We start from the raw sequence: 17,018 nt of genomic DNA, 5'->3' as shown, positions 1-17,018 counted from the left end.
GGGCAGGGCACGCTGGCCCGCTCGATCGCGCGCGGCGGACGCGAGATCGCCAGGGACGTCCGCCTGGTGAGCCTGCGCCAGCGCGAGCCCACCCCCGACGAGGGCGGAACCGTCGCCCGCGAGCAGGCGACCGGCGTCGTGGAGCAGGTCACCGTCGAGCAGGACGGTCCCGTGCGCGCCGTCGTGCGCCTGGAGGGCCGGCACGGCGACTGGCTGCCGTTCACCGTGCGCCTGTACTTCTACGCCGGCGCCGAACACGTGCGGATCATGCACACCTTCGTCTGGGACGGCGACCCGCGTCGCGACTTCCTGGCCGGGCTCGGCCTGCGCGCCGACGTCGTCATGCGGGACGAGCCGCACGACCGGCACATCCGGCTGGCCGGCAGCCAGGGCTTCCACACCGAGGCCGTGCGCGGCCTGACGGGCCTGCGCCGCGACCCCGGCGAGAGCGCGCGCCGCGCCCAGGTCGAGGGCAGGGCCGCCGGCGAGCTGCACCCCGAGGTCGCGAGCCGGCTGCACCTGATCCCCGCCTGGAACGACCACACCCTCGACCAGGGCAGCGCTGATGGCTACACGCTGCGCAAACGCACCGGTGAGGGCCACGCCTGGGTGACCGCCCCGTCCGGCACCCGCTCGGCCGGGTACGGCTACGCCGGCGGCGCGAGCGGCGGCCTCGCCTTCGGGCTGCGCGACTTCTGGCGCCTGCACCCTGCCCGCCTCGACGTCAGGAACGCCGCCACCGGCCTGGCCACGGTCACCGTCTGGCTCTGGTCGCCGTCGGCCCCCGCCATGGACGTGCGCTTCTACCACGACGGCCTGGGCCAGGACACCTTCGCCGAGCAACTGGAGGGCCTGGAGATCACGTACGAGGACTACGAGCCCGGCTTCGGCGACGCGCGCGGCGTGGCGCGTACGCACGAGCTGGGCCTGCGCGCCCACGACGGCACGCCCTGCGCGGCCGACCTGGCCGCGCACGCCGCCGCCCTCACCGAGCCCGGCCTGCTGACCTGCGCGCCCGAGCGGGTGCGCGCGGCGGGCGTGTTCGGCGTCTGGGACCTGCCCGACCGCTCCACCCCCGCCCATGCCGAGATCGAGGACCGCCTCGATTTCCTGTTCGACCTCTATGTCCGCGAACGCGAACAACGCCGCTGGTACGGCTTCTGGGACTACGGCGACGTCATGCACACCTACGATCCCGACCGGCACACCTGGCGCTACGACGTCGGCGGCTACGCCTGGGACAACTCCGAGCTCTCGCCCGACCTGTGGCTGTGGCTGCAGTACCTGCGCACCGGCCGGGCCGACGTCTTCCGCTTCGCCGAGGCCATGACCCGCCACACCGGCGAGGTCGACGTCCACCACCTCGGCCGCTGGAAGGGTCTCGGCAGCCGGCACAACGTCCAGCACTGGGGCTGCAGCTGCAAGCAGGTACGCATCTCCAACGCCGCCTACCGGCGCTTCCTCCACTACCTGACCGCCGACGAGCGCACCGGCGACCTCCTGGACGAGCTGAGCGCGCCCGAGGAGACGTTCCTGGTCATGGACCCGCTGCGCAAGGTGCGCGAGGACGTCTACACCCCCGACCCGTCGGCCCTGTCGGTCGGCCTCGGCACCGACTGGGGCGCGCTCGCGGCGGCCTGGCTGACCCGCTGGGAGCGGCACGGCGACGAACGGGCCAGGGACCGGCTGCTCGGCACGATGGCCGGGATCGGCGCGCTGCCGCGCGGCTTCCTGACCGGCGAGGCCCGGCTCGACCTGGCGACCGGGCGCTTCGACACCACGCGTGACGCCATCTCCGTCTCGCACCTGTCGGCGCTGTTCGGGCTGCCGGAGATCTGCGCCGAGCTGATCGCGCTCGACCTGGGCGTGCCCGGGTTCGAACGGGCCTGGCTCGACTACTGCCGCCTCTACCTGGCCCCGCCGGAGCGGCAGGAGGCCGAGCTGGGGCGGCGGCTGAGCGGGATCTCGCTGGTCCAGGCGCACAGCAGGCTCACCGCGTACGCGGCGGCGCGCACCGGCGACGCCGAGCTGGCGGCCTGGGCCTGGCGCAAGTTCTTCCTCGACGAGGGCGACCAGCTCAACAGCAACCCGTTGCAGCGCGAGCCGGACTGGCGCCTGACCCTGGTCGACGGGCCGCACGTGCCGCACCCCGTGCACGAGGCGCCGTTCGTCGGCACCAACGGCGCGGCGCAGTACGGCCTGGCCGCGATTCACAACCTGGCCCTGATCGGCGGGCACCTGCCGCGACGTTAACCAGAGGTGGAGCCCGACCATCGGCACCTACACTGATCTGTATGCCTACTCCCGATTGACCGGCGTCGCACGCCCAACCCTCGTTTCCTAGCTCGGGAGTGGTTCCGCCATCATGATCATCGCCAGTGACATCGAGTTGCGCGCGGGCGCGCGTCTGCTCATCGAAAAAGCCTCCTTCCGGGTCAACCCCGGTGACAAGATCGGGCTCGTCGGCCGCAACGGCGCCGGCAAGACCACCCTCACGAAGGTGCTCGCGGGCGAGGCCCTGCCCGCGACCGGCACCGTGACCACCAGCGGCAGCATCGGCTACCTGCCGCAGGACCCGCGCACCGGCGACCTGCAGGTGCTGGCCCGCGACCGCATCCTGTCCGCGCGCGGCCTCGACCAGGTCATCAAGGAGCTGCGCGAGGCCGAGCTCGGCATGTCCTCCGCCGATGAGCGCACGCGGGAGCGGGCCGTCAGGAAGTACGGCCGCCTCGAGGACCAGATGCACGTGCTCGGCGGGTACGCCGCCGAGTCGGAGGCCGCCTCCATCGCCTCCAGCCTTGGCCTGCCCGACCGGGTGCTCGGCCAGCCGTTGCAAACGCTTTCCGGCGGTCAGCGGCGCCGTGTGGAATTGGCACGAATTCTTTTCAGCGGAGCGGAAACTCTCCTTCTCGACGAGCCGACAAACCACCTAGATGCGGACTCAATCGGCTGGCTTCGCGATTTTTTGCGAAGTCATCAAGGTGGCTTGGTGATCATCAGCCACGACGTCGAGCTTCTTGAAGCGACGGTCAACAAGGTTCTGCACCTCGACGCCAACCGGTCCGTGATCGACCACTACAACGTCGGCTGGAAGGCGTACCTCGCCCAGCGCGAGACCGACGAGAAGCGCCGCAAGCGCGAGCGGGCCAACGCCGAGAAGCAGGCCGGGGCCCTGCTGGCGCAGGCCGACAAGATGCGCGCCAAGGCGACCAAGGCCAAGGCGGCCCAGGACATGATGCGCCGGGCGCACCGCCTGCTGTCGTCCACGGAGGAGGAGCGCCAGAGCGACAAGGTGGCGCGGCTGCGCTTCCCCGACCCCCAGCCGTGCGGCCGCACGCCGCTGATGGCGCAGGACCTGTCGAAGTCGTACGGCTCCCTGGAGGTCTTCACCGACGTCGACGTGGCCATCGACCGAGGTCACAGGGTCGTCATCCTCGGCCTGAACGGCGCGGGCAAGACCACGCTGCTGCGCATCCTGGGCGGTCTGGAGGAGCCCGACACCGGCGAGGTCAAGCCCGGCCACGGCCTGAAGGTCGGCTACTACGCCCAGGAGCACGAGACGCTCGACGCCGAACGCACCCTGCTGGAGAACATGCGCTCGGCCGGCGGCACGTTCACCGACACCGAGCTGCGCAAGGTGCTGGGCTCGTTCCTGTTCTCCGGAGACGACGTCGACAAGCCCGCCGGGGTGCTCTCCGGTGGTGAGAAGACCCGCCTCGCGCTCGCCATGCTGGTGCTCTCCAGCGCGAATGTCCTGCTTCTCGACGAGCCCACGAACAACCTCGATCCCGTCAGCCGCGAGCAGGTTCTCAATGCTCTGAGGTCGTATTCAGGAGCAATCGTCCTGGTCACACATGACGAGGGTGCCGTTGACGCCCTGTCACCGGATAGGGTGATCTTGCTACCGGACGGAACTGAAGACGCATGGAGCGCCGAATTTTCCGATCTTGTGGCACTTGCCTGATCTTAATTTGAGTGGGTACGGATCTTTTCCCGTGGAGTAGGTAGCCGATCCCGCTGAAATGACTGATCATGGCGGAGTAACGCTGCGGAAGTCCGGCACTACAGGAGGTACTCGTGGCCGAGACACTGAAGAAGGGCACCCGGGTCACCGGGGCCGACCGGGAGAAACTGGCCGGCGATCTGAAGAAGCGCTACGCCGCGGGTGAGAGCATCCGCGCCCTGGCTGCTTCCACCGGTCGGTCCTACGGGTTCATCCACCGCATCCTGAGCGAGTCCGGTGTGACTCTGCGCGGGCGCGGCGGGGCGACCCGAGGCAAGTCCAAGCGCTGACGGCCGCCTCGGAACGTGCGACCGCAGCCGCTCGTCCCCAGTCAGCCGACGTCGCGCCCGGGCCAGAACGATATTCTGTAGGCTCGGGCGCGACAGTCAGCACTCCGGCGACAGGGAGCGGGCGATGGCGGAAGCGCGGGCGCGGCAGCGTGGGGGGAATGCGGAGGACGTCTCCGCCGAAAGGCTGGCGGAGGCAGGGCTCCGCTTCGAGGTGGACGGTGAGATAGCGACGATCACGCTCGACCGGCCGGAAAAGCGCAACGCGCAGACGTTCGCGACATGGTCGGCACTGGCTCGCATCGGCGAGAACCTGCCCGGGCAGGTGCGCGTCGTCGTCGTGAAAGGTGAGGGACCGTCCTTCTCGGCAGGGATCGACCTGCGGATGTTCACACCCGAGGGGGTGCCCGGACAGGGCTCGTTCAGTTCGGCGGCCACAAACGGCGACACGGACATCGCGCAGAGCGTCAGCAAGGCCCAGGCGGGGTTCCTTTGGCTGCGCCGCCCGGAGATCGTTTCCATCGCCGCGGTGCAGGGGCACGCGATCGGTGCGGGGTTCCAGCTCGCGCTCTCCTGTGATCTGCGGATCGTGGCCGACGACGTCAAGTTCTGCATGAAAGAGCCCGCACTGGGCCTGGTGCCCGACCTGACGGGGACCAAGCCCCTGGTGGAGCTGGTCGGCCTGGCCAAGGCGATCGACATCTGCCTGACCGCCAGGACCGTGTACGCCGACGAGGCCATGCGCATCGGCCTCGCCGAGAAAGTGGTCGCCGGGAGCGACCTCGAACAAGCCGTACGAGACAAAATCGCGGAGCTGCTGTCGACCAACCGCGACGCGGCGATCGCGACCAAGCGACTCCTCCAGGGCGCGCACGGCCGTTCCCTGGAGGAGCAGTGCGCGGCCGAGGGCAGGGAGCAGGCCGCGCGCCTCAAGGCGCTCTTCGGGGGCTGAGCCTGGTCGCGGGCCGGTTTCCGGCCTGGTCGCGGGCCGCTTTCCGGGCCGCTGTGGAGGTTGGTGTGGAGGCTGGTTTGGAGGCCGGTTTCGCGGTGAGCGGACGGGGGAATCTCCGGGCGCACGCCGGGCGCTGTCGTCGCTGAGGCCCCGGCTGCGCGACACCGGGGGAGAAAGAGGGGATCCCCCGCATGGCGATGATGGGAGGGGGCTTCGGCCCCCAGGTGATGGCGTCGCTGCGGCGCGACGACTCGGTGACCAAGCAGCGGCTGCGTCCCGGCACCGTGCGGCGCATCGCGCGCTACGCCCGCCCTTACTCCCGGCAGATCGCCGCGTTCCTGGTGCTCGTCGTGGCGGGAGCGTTCATCGTGATCGCCAACCCGCTGCTGATGAAGGCGATCATCGACGAGGGCATCCTGCCGCGGCGCACCGGCGTGGTCGTCTGGCTGGCCGTGGCGATCGGCGCGCTCGCGCTGGTCGACGCCGGGCTGACGCTGGTGCAGCGGTGGTTCTCCGCCCGCATCGGCGAGGGCCTGATCTACGACCTGCGCACCGAGGTGTTCGACCACGTGCAGCGCATGCCGGTGGCGTTCTTCATGCGCGCCCAGACCGGCGCGCTGGTCAGCCGGCTCAACACCGACGTGATCGGCGCCCAGCGCGCCCTCACCAGCACGCTGTCGTCCGTCGTGTCCAACGTGGTCAGCCTGGTCCTCGTGCTGGGCGCGATGCTGGTGCTGTCGTGGCAGGTGACGCTCGTCGCGCTCGTGCTGCTGCCGATCTTCGTCGTGCCCGCGAAATACGTCGGCCGCCGCATGTCCGTGCTGACCCGCGAGCAGATGCAACTCGACGCCGAGATGAGCTCGGTCACCACCGAGCGGTTCAACGTGGCCGGCGCGACGGTCGCCAAGCTCTACGGCCGCCCGGAGGACGACGCCGCGGTGTTCGGCGGCCGGGCCGCCAGAGTGCGCGACGTCGGCGTGACCGTCGCGATGTACGGCACCGTCTTCCGGGTCGCGCTCGGCCTGGTCGCCGCCCTCGCCACCGCCCTGGTGTACGGCATCGGCGGCGTCCTGTCGATCTCCGGCGCCTTCGAGCTCGGCACCCTCGTGGCCCTCGCCGCGCTGCTCATGCGGCTCTACGGGCCGCTGACGTCGCTGTCCAACGTGCACGTCGACGTGATGACCGCGCTGGTGAGCTTCGACCGCGTCTTCGAGATCCTCGACCTCAAGCCCATGGTGGCCGAGAGGCCCGGCGCGGTGCCGGTGCCCGCCGGCCCGGTGACGATCGAGTTCGACGACGTGCACTTCCGCTACCCGGCCGCCGGCGAGGTGTCGCTCGCCTCGCTGGAGTCGGTCGCCAGGCAGGACACCGGGGCGTCCCAGCCCGTGCTCAAGGGCGTGTCGTTCACGGCAGAGCCAGGCCGGCTCATCGCCCTCGTCGGCCACTCCGGCGCGGGCAAGACCACCATCACCTCCCTGGTGTCGCGGCTCTACGACGTCAACGAGGGCGCGGTGCGGATCAACGGGCTCGACGTGCGCGAGGCCACGCTCGGCTCGCTGCGCGACACCGTGGGCGTGGTCATGCAGGACGCTCATCTCTTCCATGACACGATCGCGGCCAACCTCCGCTACGCCAGACCGGAGGCCACCGACGAGGAGATCTGGGAGGCTCTCAGGGCCGCGCAGATAGGTGAGCTGGCCGAGAGCCTGCCCGACGGGCTGGAGACCGTGGTCGGCGAGCGCGGCTACCGGCTGTCCGGCGGCGAGAAGCAGCGCCTGGCGCTGGCCCGGCTGCTGCTGAAGGCGCCGCGGGTGGTCGTGCTCGACGAGGCCACCGCCCACCTCGACTCCGAGTCGGAGGCGGCGGTGCAGGTGGCGCTGAAGACGGCGCTGCAGGGCCGCACGTCGCTCGTCATCGCCCACCGGCTGTCGACGATCAGGGAGGCCGACGAGATCCTCGTCGTCCACGACGGGCGCATCGCCGAGCGCGGCCGGCACGACGAGCTGCTGGCGCGCGGCGGCCTGTACGCCGAGCTCTACCGCACCCAGTTCAAGGACTCCGGTAGCCCAGCCGCTTGAGCTCCTCCCTGGCCACCTTCTCCACCAGCGCCAGGTCCTCGCCCCTGAGCCGGGTGCGCCAGGCGCCCACCTGGGGCACCGCGGCGTCGTACAGCACGGCCTTGGCGACCCTGGTCTCCAGGAACTCGCCCAGCACGGAGACCGTCTGCGGGGGCTTGCGCACGAGGTCCTCGTACCGGACGGTCATGAGCTGCCCGGCGGGCAGGGCGCGGCGCAGCTCGGCGCTCAGGCGTACGGCGCTGCGCCAGCGCAGGGCGCTCTTGCCCGCCGCCGGCATGACCTTCCACCGGTCGAGGTGCTCGTCCTTGTTGACGCCGAGGAAGGCGTTGGGGAACTCGGTCTGCTCGGTCAGCATCGCGGGCCTGAACCACGCCAGGCACGCCGGATCGGCCAGCATGTCGGCCACCACGTCGCGTCCGTCGCGGATGAGCTGGACGAACCGGGCGTCGGGGAAGGCCCGTAACAGCACAGGCGCGCTGTAGAGCAGGTCGGGGCTGCCGTCGCCGAAGCGCGTGACCTCGGCCGTGGACACGCACGGCCCGCTGCCCGTGACGCCGCCCGCCTCCTGGCACGCCGGCGCGCACGCGCCGCACGACCCCGGCAGCACCTGCCACGACTCGGCGAGCGCGTCGCGCAGCACGCGGACGGCGCCGGAGGTCTGGGCGATGGACGGCTTGCGGGCGAAGGCGTACACCACGTGGGCCACGCACGAGCGGCCCATCGTCACGTGGAAGCCGGGGGAGCGCTTGAGCGCGCGAGCGAGCAGGTCCGTGCCGGAATGCGGAGCTCCGAGCAGGAAGACCGGCCGGCGGACCTTGATGCCGTTGACCACGAGGATGTGGGGCGGAAGTCGCATACGTCAGGTAAGTGTGACACCGTTTGCCAGGTGAACGAGCCAACGCCAGTGTCGGTGCTCACGGGAGCGGGCATCTCCACCGATTCCGGCATCCCCGACTATCGGGGGCCGCAGGGCGTGTGGACGAAGAACCCGCAGGCGGCGGTGACCGCGACCATCGACCGCTACCTGGCCGACCCCGAGGTCCGGCGCGCCGCGTGGCAGGCCCGGCTCGGCCATCCCGCCTGGGAGGCCCGCCCGAACGCCGCCCACCGCGCCCTGGTCGACCTGGAGCGCGCGGGTCTGCTGCGGGCCCTCGTCACGCAGAACATCGACGAGCTGCACCAGCGCGCCGGGTCGTCACCGGAGAAGGTCATCGAGCTGCACGGCACGATGCGCCGCGCCGAGTGCCTGTCGTGCGACCTGGTCACGCCCATGAGCGAGGTGCTGGCCCGGGTGGCCGCCGGCGAGGACGACCCGCCGTGCCCGCGCTGCGGCGGCATCCAGAAGTCCAACACGATCTCGTTCGGGCAGGAGCTCAAGCCCGAGGTGATCGACGCGGCGATCGAGGCCGCCCGCTCGTGCGGGCTGTTCGTCGCGGTCGGCACCTCGCTGACCGTCCACCCCGCCGCCGGGCTCTGCGGTGTGGCGCTCGACGCCGGCGCCGAGCTGGTGATCGTGAACGCCGAGCCCACGCCCTACGATCCCTTCGCCGACCGGGTCGTCCGCGAGCCGATCGGCCAGGCCCTGCCCGCGCTCGTCAAGGAGCTGATCGATGCAGCAAGGTGACACCGTCGCCGTCGTCTCACCGTCGGGACCCGCCGACGCCGCGATGCTCAAGCGCGGCGTCGAACGGCTGGAGGGCCTCGGCTACAAGGTCGTGGTGGGCGCGCACGCGCTCGACCGGCAGGAGTTCGGCTACCTCGCGGGCGACGACTCCGCCCGGGCCGCCGACCTGCAGGCCGCCTGGTGCGACCCGTCCGTCTCCGCGGTGTTCTGCGCCCGCGGCGGCTACGGCGCGGGCCGGCTGCTCGGCCTGCTCGACTGGGACGCCATGCGGGCGGCCGGCCCCAAGGTCCTGCTCGGGTCGAGCGACATCACGGCGCTGCACAACGCGTTCGCCGTCGAGCTGGGCGTGCCGACGCTGCACGGGCCGATGGTGGCCTGCGACGCCGTCGCCGCCGAGGACGGGCCGGAGCCGCGCACGTGGGAGAGCCTGCGCGCGGCGCTGTCGGGCGAGCCCGTACGGGTGGCCGGCGACCGGGTGCTCGTCCCCGGCCGCGCCGCGGGCGTGCTGAGCGGCGGTAACCTGTCGCTGCTGGCCTCGATGTGCGGCACGCGCTGGCAGCCCTCGTTCGCGGGGAAGCTCGCCTTCCTCGAGGACATCGGGGAGGAGCCGTACCGGATCGACCGGATGCTGACCCAGCTGCTCCACGCGGGCGCGTTCGACGGGGTGCGGGGGATCGCGCTCGGGTCGTGGGTTCAGTGCGGCGACCCGTACGCGGTGCTGGCCGACCGGCTGGGGCCGCTCGGGGTGCCGATCCTGGCCGGGTTGCCGGTGGGGCACGGGTCGCCCCAGATGAGCGTGTGGCTGGGGACGCTTGGTGTTATCGATACCGAATCGTGCTCGCTGACCGGTTCGAACCGCGATGGGGAGCAGGCAAGGTAGAGGGACGAAACCGACAGAAAGGGACACGGCGCGTGAGTTGGTTCAGGCGTGACCGCGAGCCCTCCCGCCGGCCGGTCGAGGACGTCGACCTCGACTCGCTGCTGGCGCTCGTCGCGGAGTCCCTCGGATACTCCTTCGAGTTCGCCCGTGACGGGGCCTCGCTGACGCTGCGGGGGAGGCCGGACGGCGACCTGGTCGTCAAGCTGACCGGGTTGCGGCGCGAGGCCGGGCGCAGGGCCAGGGAAGACTGGCCCATGCTGGTCTCCGAGCACCTGTCGAACGCCCTGGCCACCGCGGCCGACCGCGTCGACGTGTGCGACCTGGAGCAGGCCCGGCCGCTGATGCGCACCCGCGTCGAGGCCGTGGACGAGGTGGCCGACCTGACCCGCGTCGTCGGCCGTCACCTCAACGCCGACCTGGTGGAGCTGCTCACCGTGGGCGGGCGCGTCGTGCGCCCCGAGGAGGCCGGCTGCTGGCCGCTGCCCACCGCGCGGGCGCTCGACCTGGCCGCCGCCAACGTCCGCGCCGAACGACTGCGCACGGAGTCGATCGTGTTGTCGGGCACCCCGGTCACCCGGCTGACCGCCGAGCGGCCGTCGGCCGCCACGCACCTGCGCTGGCTGGACGACTACCTGGCCGTGCCGGACGACGGCTGCCTCGTCGTGCTGCCCGACCCGTACACGCTGCTGCTGCACCCCGTCGACGGCATCGGCGTCGTGCGCGCCATCGAGCGGCTGCGGGTGCACGCCGCGCAGACCGACGGGCTCAGCCCGCAGGTCTACTGGTGGCACGGGGGGCGGCTGGCCCTCATCAAGGCCGAGATCGTCACCCGCGAGGGGCAGACCCGGCTCGTGGTGGCGCCGCCCCCGGAGTTCGCCAGGGTGCTGGCCCGCCTGGCCGTCTAGCTCACGTATTCGCGCAGGTGGACGGCCGTCAGCGAGTCGCCCTCCGCCACCAGCCGCGCCGGAGGCCCGGAGAAGACCACCCGGCCGCCGTCGTGACCGGCCCCCGGGCCGAGGTCGACGATCCAGTCCGCGTGGGCCATGACGGCCTGGTGGTGCTCGATCACGATCACCGTGTTGCCGTCGTCGACCAGCCGGTCGAGCAGGCCGAGGAGCTGGTCGACGTCGGCCAGGTGCAGGCCCGTCGTGGGCTCGTCCAGCACGTACGTGGTGCCGTTCTTCGCCATGTTGATGGCGAGCTTGAGCCGCTGCCGCTCGCCGCCGGACAGCGTGGTCAGCGGCTGGCCGAGGCCGATGTAGCCGAGGCCGACGGCGACGAGGCGGTCGAGGATCACCCCGGCCTGGCCGGTGGGGAAGAACTCGCGCGCCTCGGCCACCGGCATCTCCAGCACCTCGCTGATGTTCTTGCCGCGCAGCCGGTACGTCAGCACCTGAGGGGTGAACCGCTTGCCCTCGCAGTCCTCGCACACCGAGGCCACCCCGGCCATCATCGCCAGGTCGGTGTAGATCAGGCCGATGCCCTTGCACGCCGGGCAGGCGCCCTCGGAGTTGGCGCTGAACAGGCCCGGCTTGACCCCGTTGGCCTTGGCGAACGCCGCCCGGATCGGGTCGAGCACTCCGGTGTAGGTGGCCGGGTTGCTCCGGCGCGAACCCCGGATCGGCGACTGGTCGGCCACCACCACGCCCTCGCGGCCCGCGACGTGGCCGTGGATGAGTGAGCTCTTGCCCGACCCGGCGACGCCGGTCACCACGGTGAGCACGCCGAGCGGCAGGTCGACGCTCACGTCGCGCAGGTTGTGCAGGGTGGCGTTCGTGATCGGCAGCCATCCGGAGGGCTGCCGGACGCTCTCGCGCAGGCTCACCCGGTGGTCGAGGTAGCGGCCGGTGAGGGTGCCGGACGCGGGCAGGCCCGCCAGGTCGCCCTCGTAGCAGACCTGGCCGCCGGCCGAACCCGCGCCCGGGCCGAGGTCGACCACGTGGTCCGCGATGGCGATCAGCTCCGGCTTGTGCTCGACCACCAGCACCGTGTTGCCCTTGTCGCGCAGCTGCAGCAGCAGGGTGTTCATCCGCTGGATGTCGTGCGGGTGCAGCCCGGCGGTGGGCTCGTCGAAGACGTACGTGACGTCGGTGAGGCTGGAGTTGAGGTGGCGCACCATCTTCACCCGCTGCGCCTCGCCGCCCGACAGCGTGGACGACTCGCGGTCGAGGCTGAGGTAGCCCAGGCCGATGCCCACCAGGGAGTCGAGCGTCGACAGCAGCCCGTCGAGCACCGGGCCGACCGCCGCCTCGCCGATGCCGCGGACGAACTCGGCCAGGTCGTTGATCTGCATCGCCGAGCACTGGGCGATGTCGAGCCCGTTGATCCGGGCCGAGCGGGCGGCCTCGTTGAGCCGGGAGCCGCCGCATGACGGGCAGACCGCGAGCCTGATCGCCCGCTCGGCGAACGCGCGCGCGGACGGCTGCATCGAGTCGCGGTCCTTGCCGAGGTAGGACTTCTTGACCTTGAGGACCAGGCCCTCGTAGGTGAAGTTGTTGGTGCCGTACCTGAGCTTGGTGGCGGGCTTGTGGAGCAGGTCGTCCCACTGCTGGGGGGTGAACTCCGTCAGCTTGACCGCGGGGTCGAACAGGCCCGAGCCGGCCACCACCTGCCACTGCCAGCTGTCGACGGCGAACCCGGGAACCTTGATGGCCCCCTCGTCGAGTGACAGCTCCCGGTCGACCAGCTCGTCGACGTCGATCTCGGAGGCCTTGCCGAGGCCCTCGCACTCCGGGCACATGCCCTCGGCCCGGTTGAAGCTGAAGGCGTAGGCGGGACCGACGTAGGGGGCGCCGATGCGGCTGAAGACGATGCGCAGCATGGTGTGGGCGTCGGTCGCGGTGCCGACCGTGGAGCGCGGGTTGGCGCCCATGCGCTCCTGGTCGACGATGATCGCCGCGCTCAGGTTGTGCAGCGCGTCGACGTCGGGCCGGCCCAGGCTCGGCATGAACGACTGGATGAACGCGGTGTAGGTCTCGTCGATCAGCCGCCGCGACTCGGCGGCGATCGTGTCGAACACGAGCGAGGACTTGCCGGAGCCCGAGACCCCGGTGAAGACCGTGAGGCGGCGCTTGGGGATGTCGAGGGAGACGCCCTTGAGGTTGTTCTCCCTGGCGCCGCGGACCTGGATGCGGTCGTGGCTGTCAGCGGCGGTGTAGTCGTGGGATCGCACGGGACCTTCCATCGTCTGCCGACGGTTGATGGGGGAATGAAGCGGACAGCGTACATGGGCGGACCGACAATACGTGCGGGCCCGCCAACGTCCCGTGAAATCACGAGGAACGCCCGGCGACCCCGCCGTCCTGGGCTCTTTCCGGCGGATACCGTGTCAGCACTGGTGGTGCCGGTCGGTTGTCGGAGTTCGTTCGAGTGCGTGGAAATGATCGGGGGACGCGCGTGCGCGCCGTCTACGCCAAGGGGAGGCTGGTCTCGCTGGAGATCGACCCGGGGCTGCTGCGCGAGCCGCCCGGCCGGGTCGCGGCCGGCGTCGCCGAGGCCGTCGACGCCGCCTTCCGGCAGGCCAGGGCCGACGGCGGCGACCCGGGGCTGGTGGAACCGCTGGCGCTGGCGCGGGAGCTGCGTGCCGTGCAGGCCGGGCTCGACGCGCGGATGGCGCGGGTGACGGCCACGATCGAGGCCAGCGTGCGCGCCGGCGGGGGCGTGCCCGCGCTCGACTTCGGCGAGCTGTTCGGGCCGCTCATCGACGTGCTGGAGACCATCGGCCGCGTGCCGGACGACGACGTGCGCGGCGCGTCCTGCGGCCCGGTGAGCGCCGTGTGCGCGCCGGGGCCGCGGCTGGTGTCGCTGAGCGTGCCGGCGCGTGTCCTGCACGGCGGGGCCGGACAGGTGGGCGCGCGCGTGGTGAGCGCCGTCAACGCGGCCCTGGACGACCTGGAGGCCGGGCTGCGGCGGCGGCGCGAGGAGGCCGGTGCGGGGCCGGAGCGGATCACGGCCCGGGTGGAGGAGCTGCGCGAGCTGGGGGTGGCCCGGATGCGGGCGTACGTACGGGGCATGGCCGGTTTGATGGCCGGGATCCGGGCCTGACGGCGTTCACGCCTCCGACAGGCCGGGTGCCGTCCGGGTGAGGGTGAGGATGGCGATGTCGTCGCGCGGGACGCTGCCCGTGAAGGCGCGCAGATCTGCGGCGAGCGTCTGCGCCAGCGGGCCAGGGGGCGGGGCGGCGGCCCAGTCGCGCAGCCGTTCCTCCAGCGGGTAGAACGCGCCGCCGGGGTCGCGGGCCTCGGTCACGCCGTCGGTGCACAGCACCAGCGTCGCGCCCGGCGGGAACGCGAACCGCACCCCGCATCGCGGCGTGTCGGTGAGCGACGCGAGGCCGAGCGGCACGGCGGGCTCGCCGAGGTTCACCTGCAGGACGTGACCGTCGGCGATGACGTACGGGGCGATGTGCCCGCAGTTGACCGCCTCGACCAGGACTCCGGTGCCGAAGTCGAGCACGAGCGCGGTGACCAGGCGCTCGGGCTCGCCGGTCTGGGCGGCGAAGGTGTTCTGCCGGACCACGGTGTTCTCCAGGGACGACACCAGGCCGGTGAGGGTGTCCTCCCGGTAGGCCGCCTCGCGGAACGATCCGAGAACGGCGAGCGCGGTCCCGATCGCCGGGATGCCCTTGCCCTGGACGTCGGCGATGAGCACGCGGGTGCCGAGCCGGGAGACGGCGACCTCGTACATGTCGCCGCCGACCATCGCGTCCTCCTCGACCGGCTGGTAGACGCCGTTCACCACGATGTCGGCGGTGCGCAGGGGCAGCGGCCGGACGACGAGCCGCTGCAGCGCGGCCGCCGCCGAGCGCAGCCGGTGGACCTCCTCCTCGCGGCGCACCCGGTAGCGGCAGCCGATGACGCTCAGCGCCCCGAACACCGCCGTGCACGCCGTCGCCAGCAGGTTGTCGTCGAGCGCGGCGCCGGTGAATCCGACGATCCCGCTCTCCGCCAGCACCACCCATGCCGAGGCGATGATCGTCTGGCGTACCGTGCCGAGGCCGGAGACGATGGCGGGCAGGAAGATCAGCAGCGGGAACAGTCGCACGACCGGGCCCGTGGTGAAGTCGAGCGCCAGCACCGCCGCCGTGATGAGGACCGACCCCACCACGAACGCCGGCGCCGACAGGCGCGGCCCCGCGCGCGTGCCGTCTTTCTTCACCGGTCCCCGTCACCTCCCATGTCGCCCTGGTACCAGGCCCATTGTCCTTCCCAGGTGTTCGGCGCGCTCCATTGACCCCCCTCTCCAGTTCTCGGGGTGCGATAAAGAACGCCGGCCGGTGCGTTATCGGGCGCGGTTCATGGGGTGCTGAAGAATGTGCGGAGGTGTGGTGCGGGTGCGTTTTCAGGACCGCTTGACGGGGCATGGCGGCGCGGTTTCGTTTTTGGTATCCGCTCACGCTCGGGTGGTCGTAGGCCAGCGGAGATGACTGTGTGAAGCGGAATGATCGGCACAGCTGCTACGGAAAGTAAACAGCCCCATCCCTTATGGCGAGATATATAGAGGTTGGTCGTTAATTTCCCGCCCGGGCGGCGGCGCATTATCGGCTTGAGCTTTCTTTCATTGGAGAATGCGTTGACAGGAAAAGATGATCTTGTAAATATTGGAGTTCAGAAACGCTGCGCACAATCCATGCCAGGAAAGGGAGCGGCCCATATGGACATCGAACCCGCGGGATCCGGAGAGGGCGACCGCGTGGGGGAGGGGCCCTGGACCCTGCTGCCGGCCGTGGTCGTGCGGAGCGCCGCCTTTCCCTGGGAGTCGGTCCTGTCCCTCGCCTGCACCCGGGCCGCGCAGGCCGCCGAGTCCGTCGTCCACCTGGAACGCCAGGCCCTCCACCTCCTCGCCACCCCGCCGGTCCAGAACGCCCGCCCCGACACCCCTCCCGCGGTACCCGCCGGCGGCTCCCGGCCCGGCGCGGAGACGCCTGACGCCACCGCGCCCCGTCCTGGCGAGGATGCTCCTGACGCCGTCATGCCCGGCGTGACCTCGCGTCCAGGTGCGGATGCGCCTCCTGGTGCCGTGCCCGGTGGGATTCCCCGTCCTGGTGTGGACGTGCCTCCCGGGGCCGGGGCGGCCGGGGATCCCCCTCCCGTGCCTCAAGGCGGTGGCGCTCTTTCCGGGGGCGCGTGGGACGCGGACGTGCGCGCCGCCGCCGCCGCGGCACCCGTCGGGGCGAGAGGCGGGCGGTTGCTTCGCGCCGTTCGCAGCCGGCTGCGTGACCTGCGTCCGCTGCCGCCCGATACGCCGGGATCCGGCGATTGGCTGGCCGACTGGAACCGGGTGACGCACCTGCTGGAGGAGGCGCGCGTCACGCTGGCCGGCGCGGTCGGCGAGGACGCGGCGGCCGTACGGGCCGCGGTGGCGGCGATGGTGGCCGACGAGCGGTTCCTCGACGCGCTCGTGTGCTCCTCGCCCGGCCTCTACCGCGAGCTGCGTCACGGGGCCAAGGGCGGCACGATACGCAGGCAGCTCGCCTCGCGCGTGCAGCGGCTGGCGGCGGCGCCCGGGACGGCGAACTGCTTCGGGCCGGTCGGTTATGCGGCCGTGGTGCCCGGCGCGGTCCTCGGCCACGTCTGGGACGGGCCGTACGCGTGCCCGCGGCGGGTGGCGTTCCCGGCGGCGCGCGTGGTCGAGGCGATGCAGCAGCGCGTCCTGACCGATCCGGTGCTGGTGTCCGGGCTTGTGCCGCGGCGCAAGACGTGGGCGGGGGCGGTGCCCGACGGCGCCGCGTTCGTGGCTTGTTGCGACGGGCGCCGCACGGTGGCCGAGATCACCGCCGAGACGGGGATCGGCATGGAACGGGCCGCGGCGGCGCTGGCCGTGGCCGTACGCCGGGGGCTGCTCGTCCACGACCTGTGCCCGCCCGCCACCGTCTGCGACCCCCTCGGCTGGCTACGCGACCGCTTGGCTGCCCGCGCCCTGCCACCTCATCCCCAGCAGGAGATCGGCGCCGCGGCGGCGACGGATACCGCCGGTCCGGATGACGGCCGACTCGCGGGCGCGGCGGGCTGTGACGCGGCTGTTGTGGAGATCTCAGGTCAGGCCGGTGAACGTGAGGTGGCCGATACCTCGCGCCCGGATGGTGGCGGGCTCGTGGAGGCCGGCGGCTGTGTGGGCGATGCGGCGGAGGTGTCCGGCCAGGCCGGCACTGGGGCTTGCGACTGCGGAACGGCGGGGGTGTCCGGAGGACGCGGC

12 protein-coding genes and 1 pseudogene are annotated in these 17,018 nt (G+C 71.8%); 10 read left to right on the top strand and 3 right to left on the bottom strand.

Annotation, left to right across the window (positions count from 1 at the left end):
* From E1286_RS38030 to E1286_RS38010, 5 genes are all read left to right on the top strand, one after another.
* Nucleotides 1-2,253, top strand: a 2,253-nt coding sequence (locus tag E1286_RS38030) for an exo-rhamnogalacturonan lyase family protein (RefSeq protein ID WP_132620612.1), incomplete at its 5' end; no start/stop codon positions are given.
* Nucleotides 2,254-2,365: 112 nt separating this feature from the next.
* Complete coding sequence (locus E1286_RS38025; RefSeq protein WP_132620610.1) at nucleotides 2,366-3,964, top strand: ABC-F family ATP-binding cassette domain-containing protein; 1,599 nt, start codon at nucleotides 2,366-2,368, stop codon at nucleotides 3,962-3,964.
* A gap of 113 nt (nucleotides 3,965-4,077) precedes the next feature.
* Nucleotides 4,078-4,293 carry a helix-turn-helix domain-containing protein gene (locus tag E1286_RS38020; protein ID WP_020547488.1) on the top strand — a complete coding sequence of 72 codons (216 nt, stop codon included), beginning with the start codon at nucleotides 4,078-4,080 and terminating at the stop codon, nucleotides 4,291-4,293.
* 124 nt (nucleotides 4,294-4,417) lie between these two features.
* On the top strand, nucleotides 4,418-5,242 hold the full coding sequence (locus tag E1286_RS38015; RefSeq protein WP_132620608.1) for an enoyl-CoA hydratase/isomerase family protein: 825 nt from the start codon (nucleotides 4,418-4,420) through the stop codon (nucleotides 5,240-5,242).
* Between the two features lie 191 nt (nucleotides 5,243-5,433).
* Complete coding sequence (locus E1286_RS38010) at nucleotides 5,434-7,320, top strand: ABC transporter ATP-binding protein (RefSeq protein ID WP_132620606.1); 1,887 nt, start codon at nucleotides 5,434-5,436, stop codon at nucleotides 7,318-7,320.
* Here the strand turns inward: E1286_RS38010 and E1286_RS38005 are convergent.
* A complete protein-coding gene (locus tag E1286_RS38005; protein ID WP_132620604.1) occupies nucleotides 7,292-8,176 on the bottom strand; it encodes a sulfotransferase family protein in 885 nt (294 codons plus the stop codon). The genes E1286_RS38010 and E1286_RS38005 overlap by 29 nt on opposite strands.
* Nucleotides 8,177-8,206: 30 nt before the next feature.
* Between E1286_RS38005 and E1286_RS38000 the strand changes: the two genes are divergently transcribed.
* The 3 genes from E1286_RS38000 to E1286_RS37990 are packed head-to-tail and all read left to right on the top strand — an operon-like array spanning nucleotide 8,207 to nucleotide 10,729.
* The gene (locus E1286_RS38000) at nucleotides 8,207-8,944 is read left to right on the top strand and encodes an SIR2 family NAD-dependent protein deacylase (RefSeq protein ID WP_246075521.1); all 738 of its coding nucleotides are present in this window, start codon (nucleotides 8,207-8,209) and stop codon (nucleotides 8,942-8,944) included.
* Entirely contained in the window at nucleotides 8,931-9,824 is an 894-nt protein-coding gene (locus tag E1286_RS37995) for a S66 peptidase family protein (RefSeq protein WP_132620600.1), read from the top strand. Before E1286_RS38000 ends, E1286_RS37995 begins: the two co-directional genes overlap by 14 nt.
* 32 nt (nucleotides 9,825-9,856) lie before the next feature.
* On the top strand, nucleotides 9,857-10,729 hold the full coding sequence (locus tag E1286_RS37990; RefSeq protein ID WP_132620598.1) for a hypothetical protein: 873 nt from the start codon (nucleotides 9,857-9,859) through the stop codon (nucleotides 10,727-10,729).
* Here the strand turns inward: E1286_RS37990 and E1286_RS37985 are convergent.
* Nucleotides 10,726-13,008, bottom strand: a complete 2,283-nt coding sequence (locus E1286_RS37985; RefSeq protein ID WP_132620596.1) for an ATP-binding cassette domain-containing protein — start codon at nucleotides 13,006-13,008, stop codon at nucleotides 10,726-10,728. The two genes, E1286_RS37990 and E1286_RS37985, sit on opposite strands and share 4 nt — an antisense overlap.
* Before the next feature lie 212 nt (nucleotides 13,009-13,220).
* Here E1286_RS37985 and E1286_RS48425 point away from each other — a divergent pair, with 212 nt between their 5' ends.
* Nucleotides 13,221-13,868, top strand: coding sequence for a hypothetical protein (locus tag E1286_RS48425; RefSeq protein ID WP_165970097.1), 648 nt, complete (start codon nucleotides 13,221-13,223; stop codon nucleotides 13,866-13,868).
* 6 nt (nucleotides 13,869-13,874) lie between these two features.
* On the opposite strand, the gene E1286_RS37975 is transcribed toward E1286_RS48425, so the two are convergent.
* Nucleotides 13,875-14,981, bottom strand: a complete 1,107-nt coding sequence (locus tag E1286_RS37975) for a PP2C family protein-serine/threonine phosphatase (protein WP_246075519.1) — start codon at nucleotides 14,979-14,981, stop codon at nucleotides 13,875-13,877.
* Nucleotides 14,982-15,476: 495 nt separating this feature from the next.
* On the opposite strand from E1286_RS37975, the pseudogene E1286_RS37970 reads away from it, so the two are divergent.
* Nucleotides 15,477-17,018, top strand: a pseudogene (locus E1286_RS37970) (hypothetical protein); the annotation flags it as partial.

It is taken from the genome of Nonomuraea terrae (assembly GCF_004348995.1).
Taxonomy (GTDB): Bacteria; Actinomycetota; Actinomycetes; order Streptosporangiales; family Streptosporangiaceae; genus Nonomuraea; species Nonomuraea terrae.
Note: the sequence above shows the minus strand (reverse complement) of the source record. Positions and strands in the feature narration are given on the sequence as shown.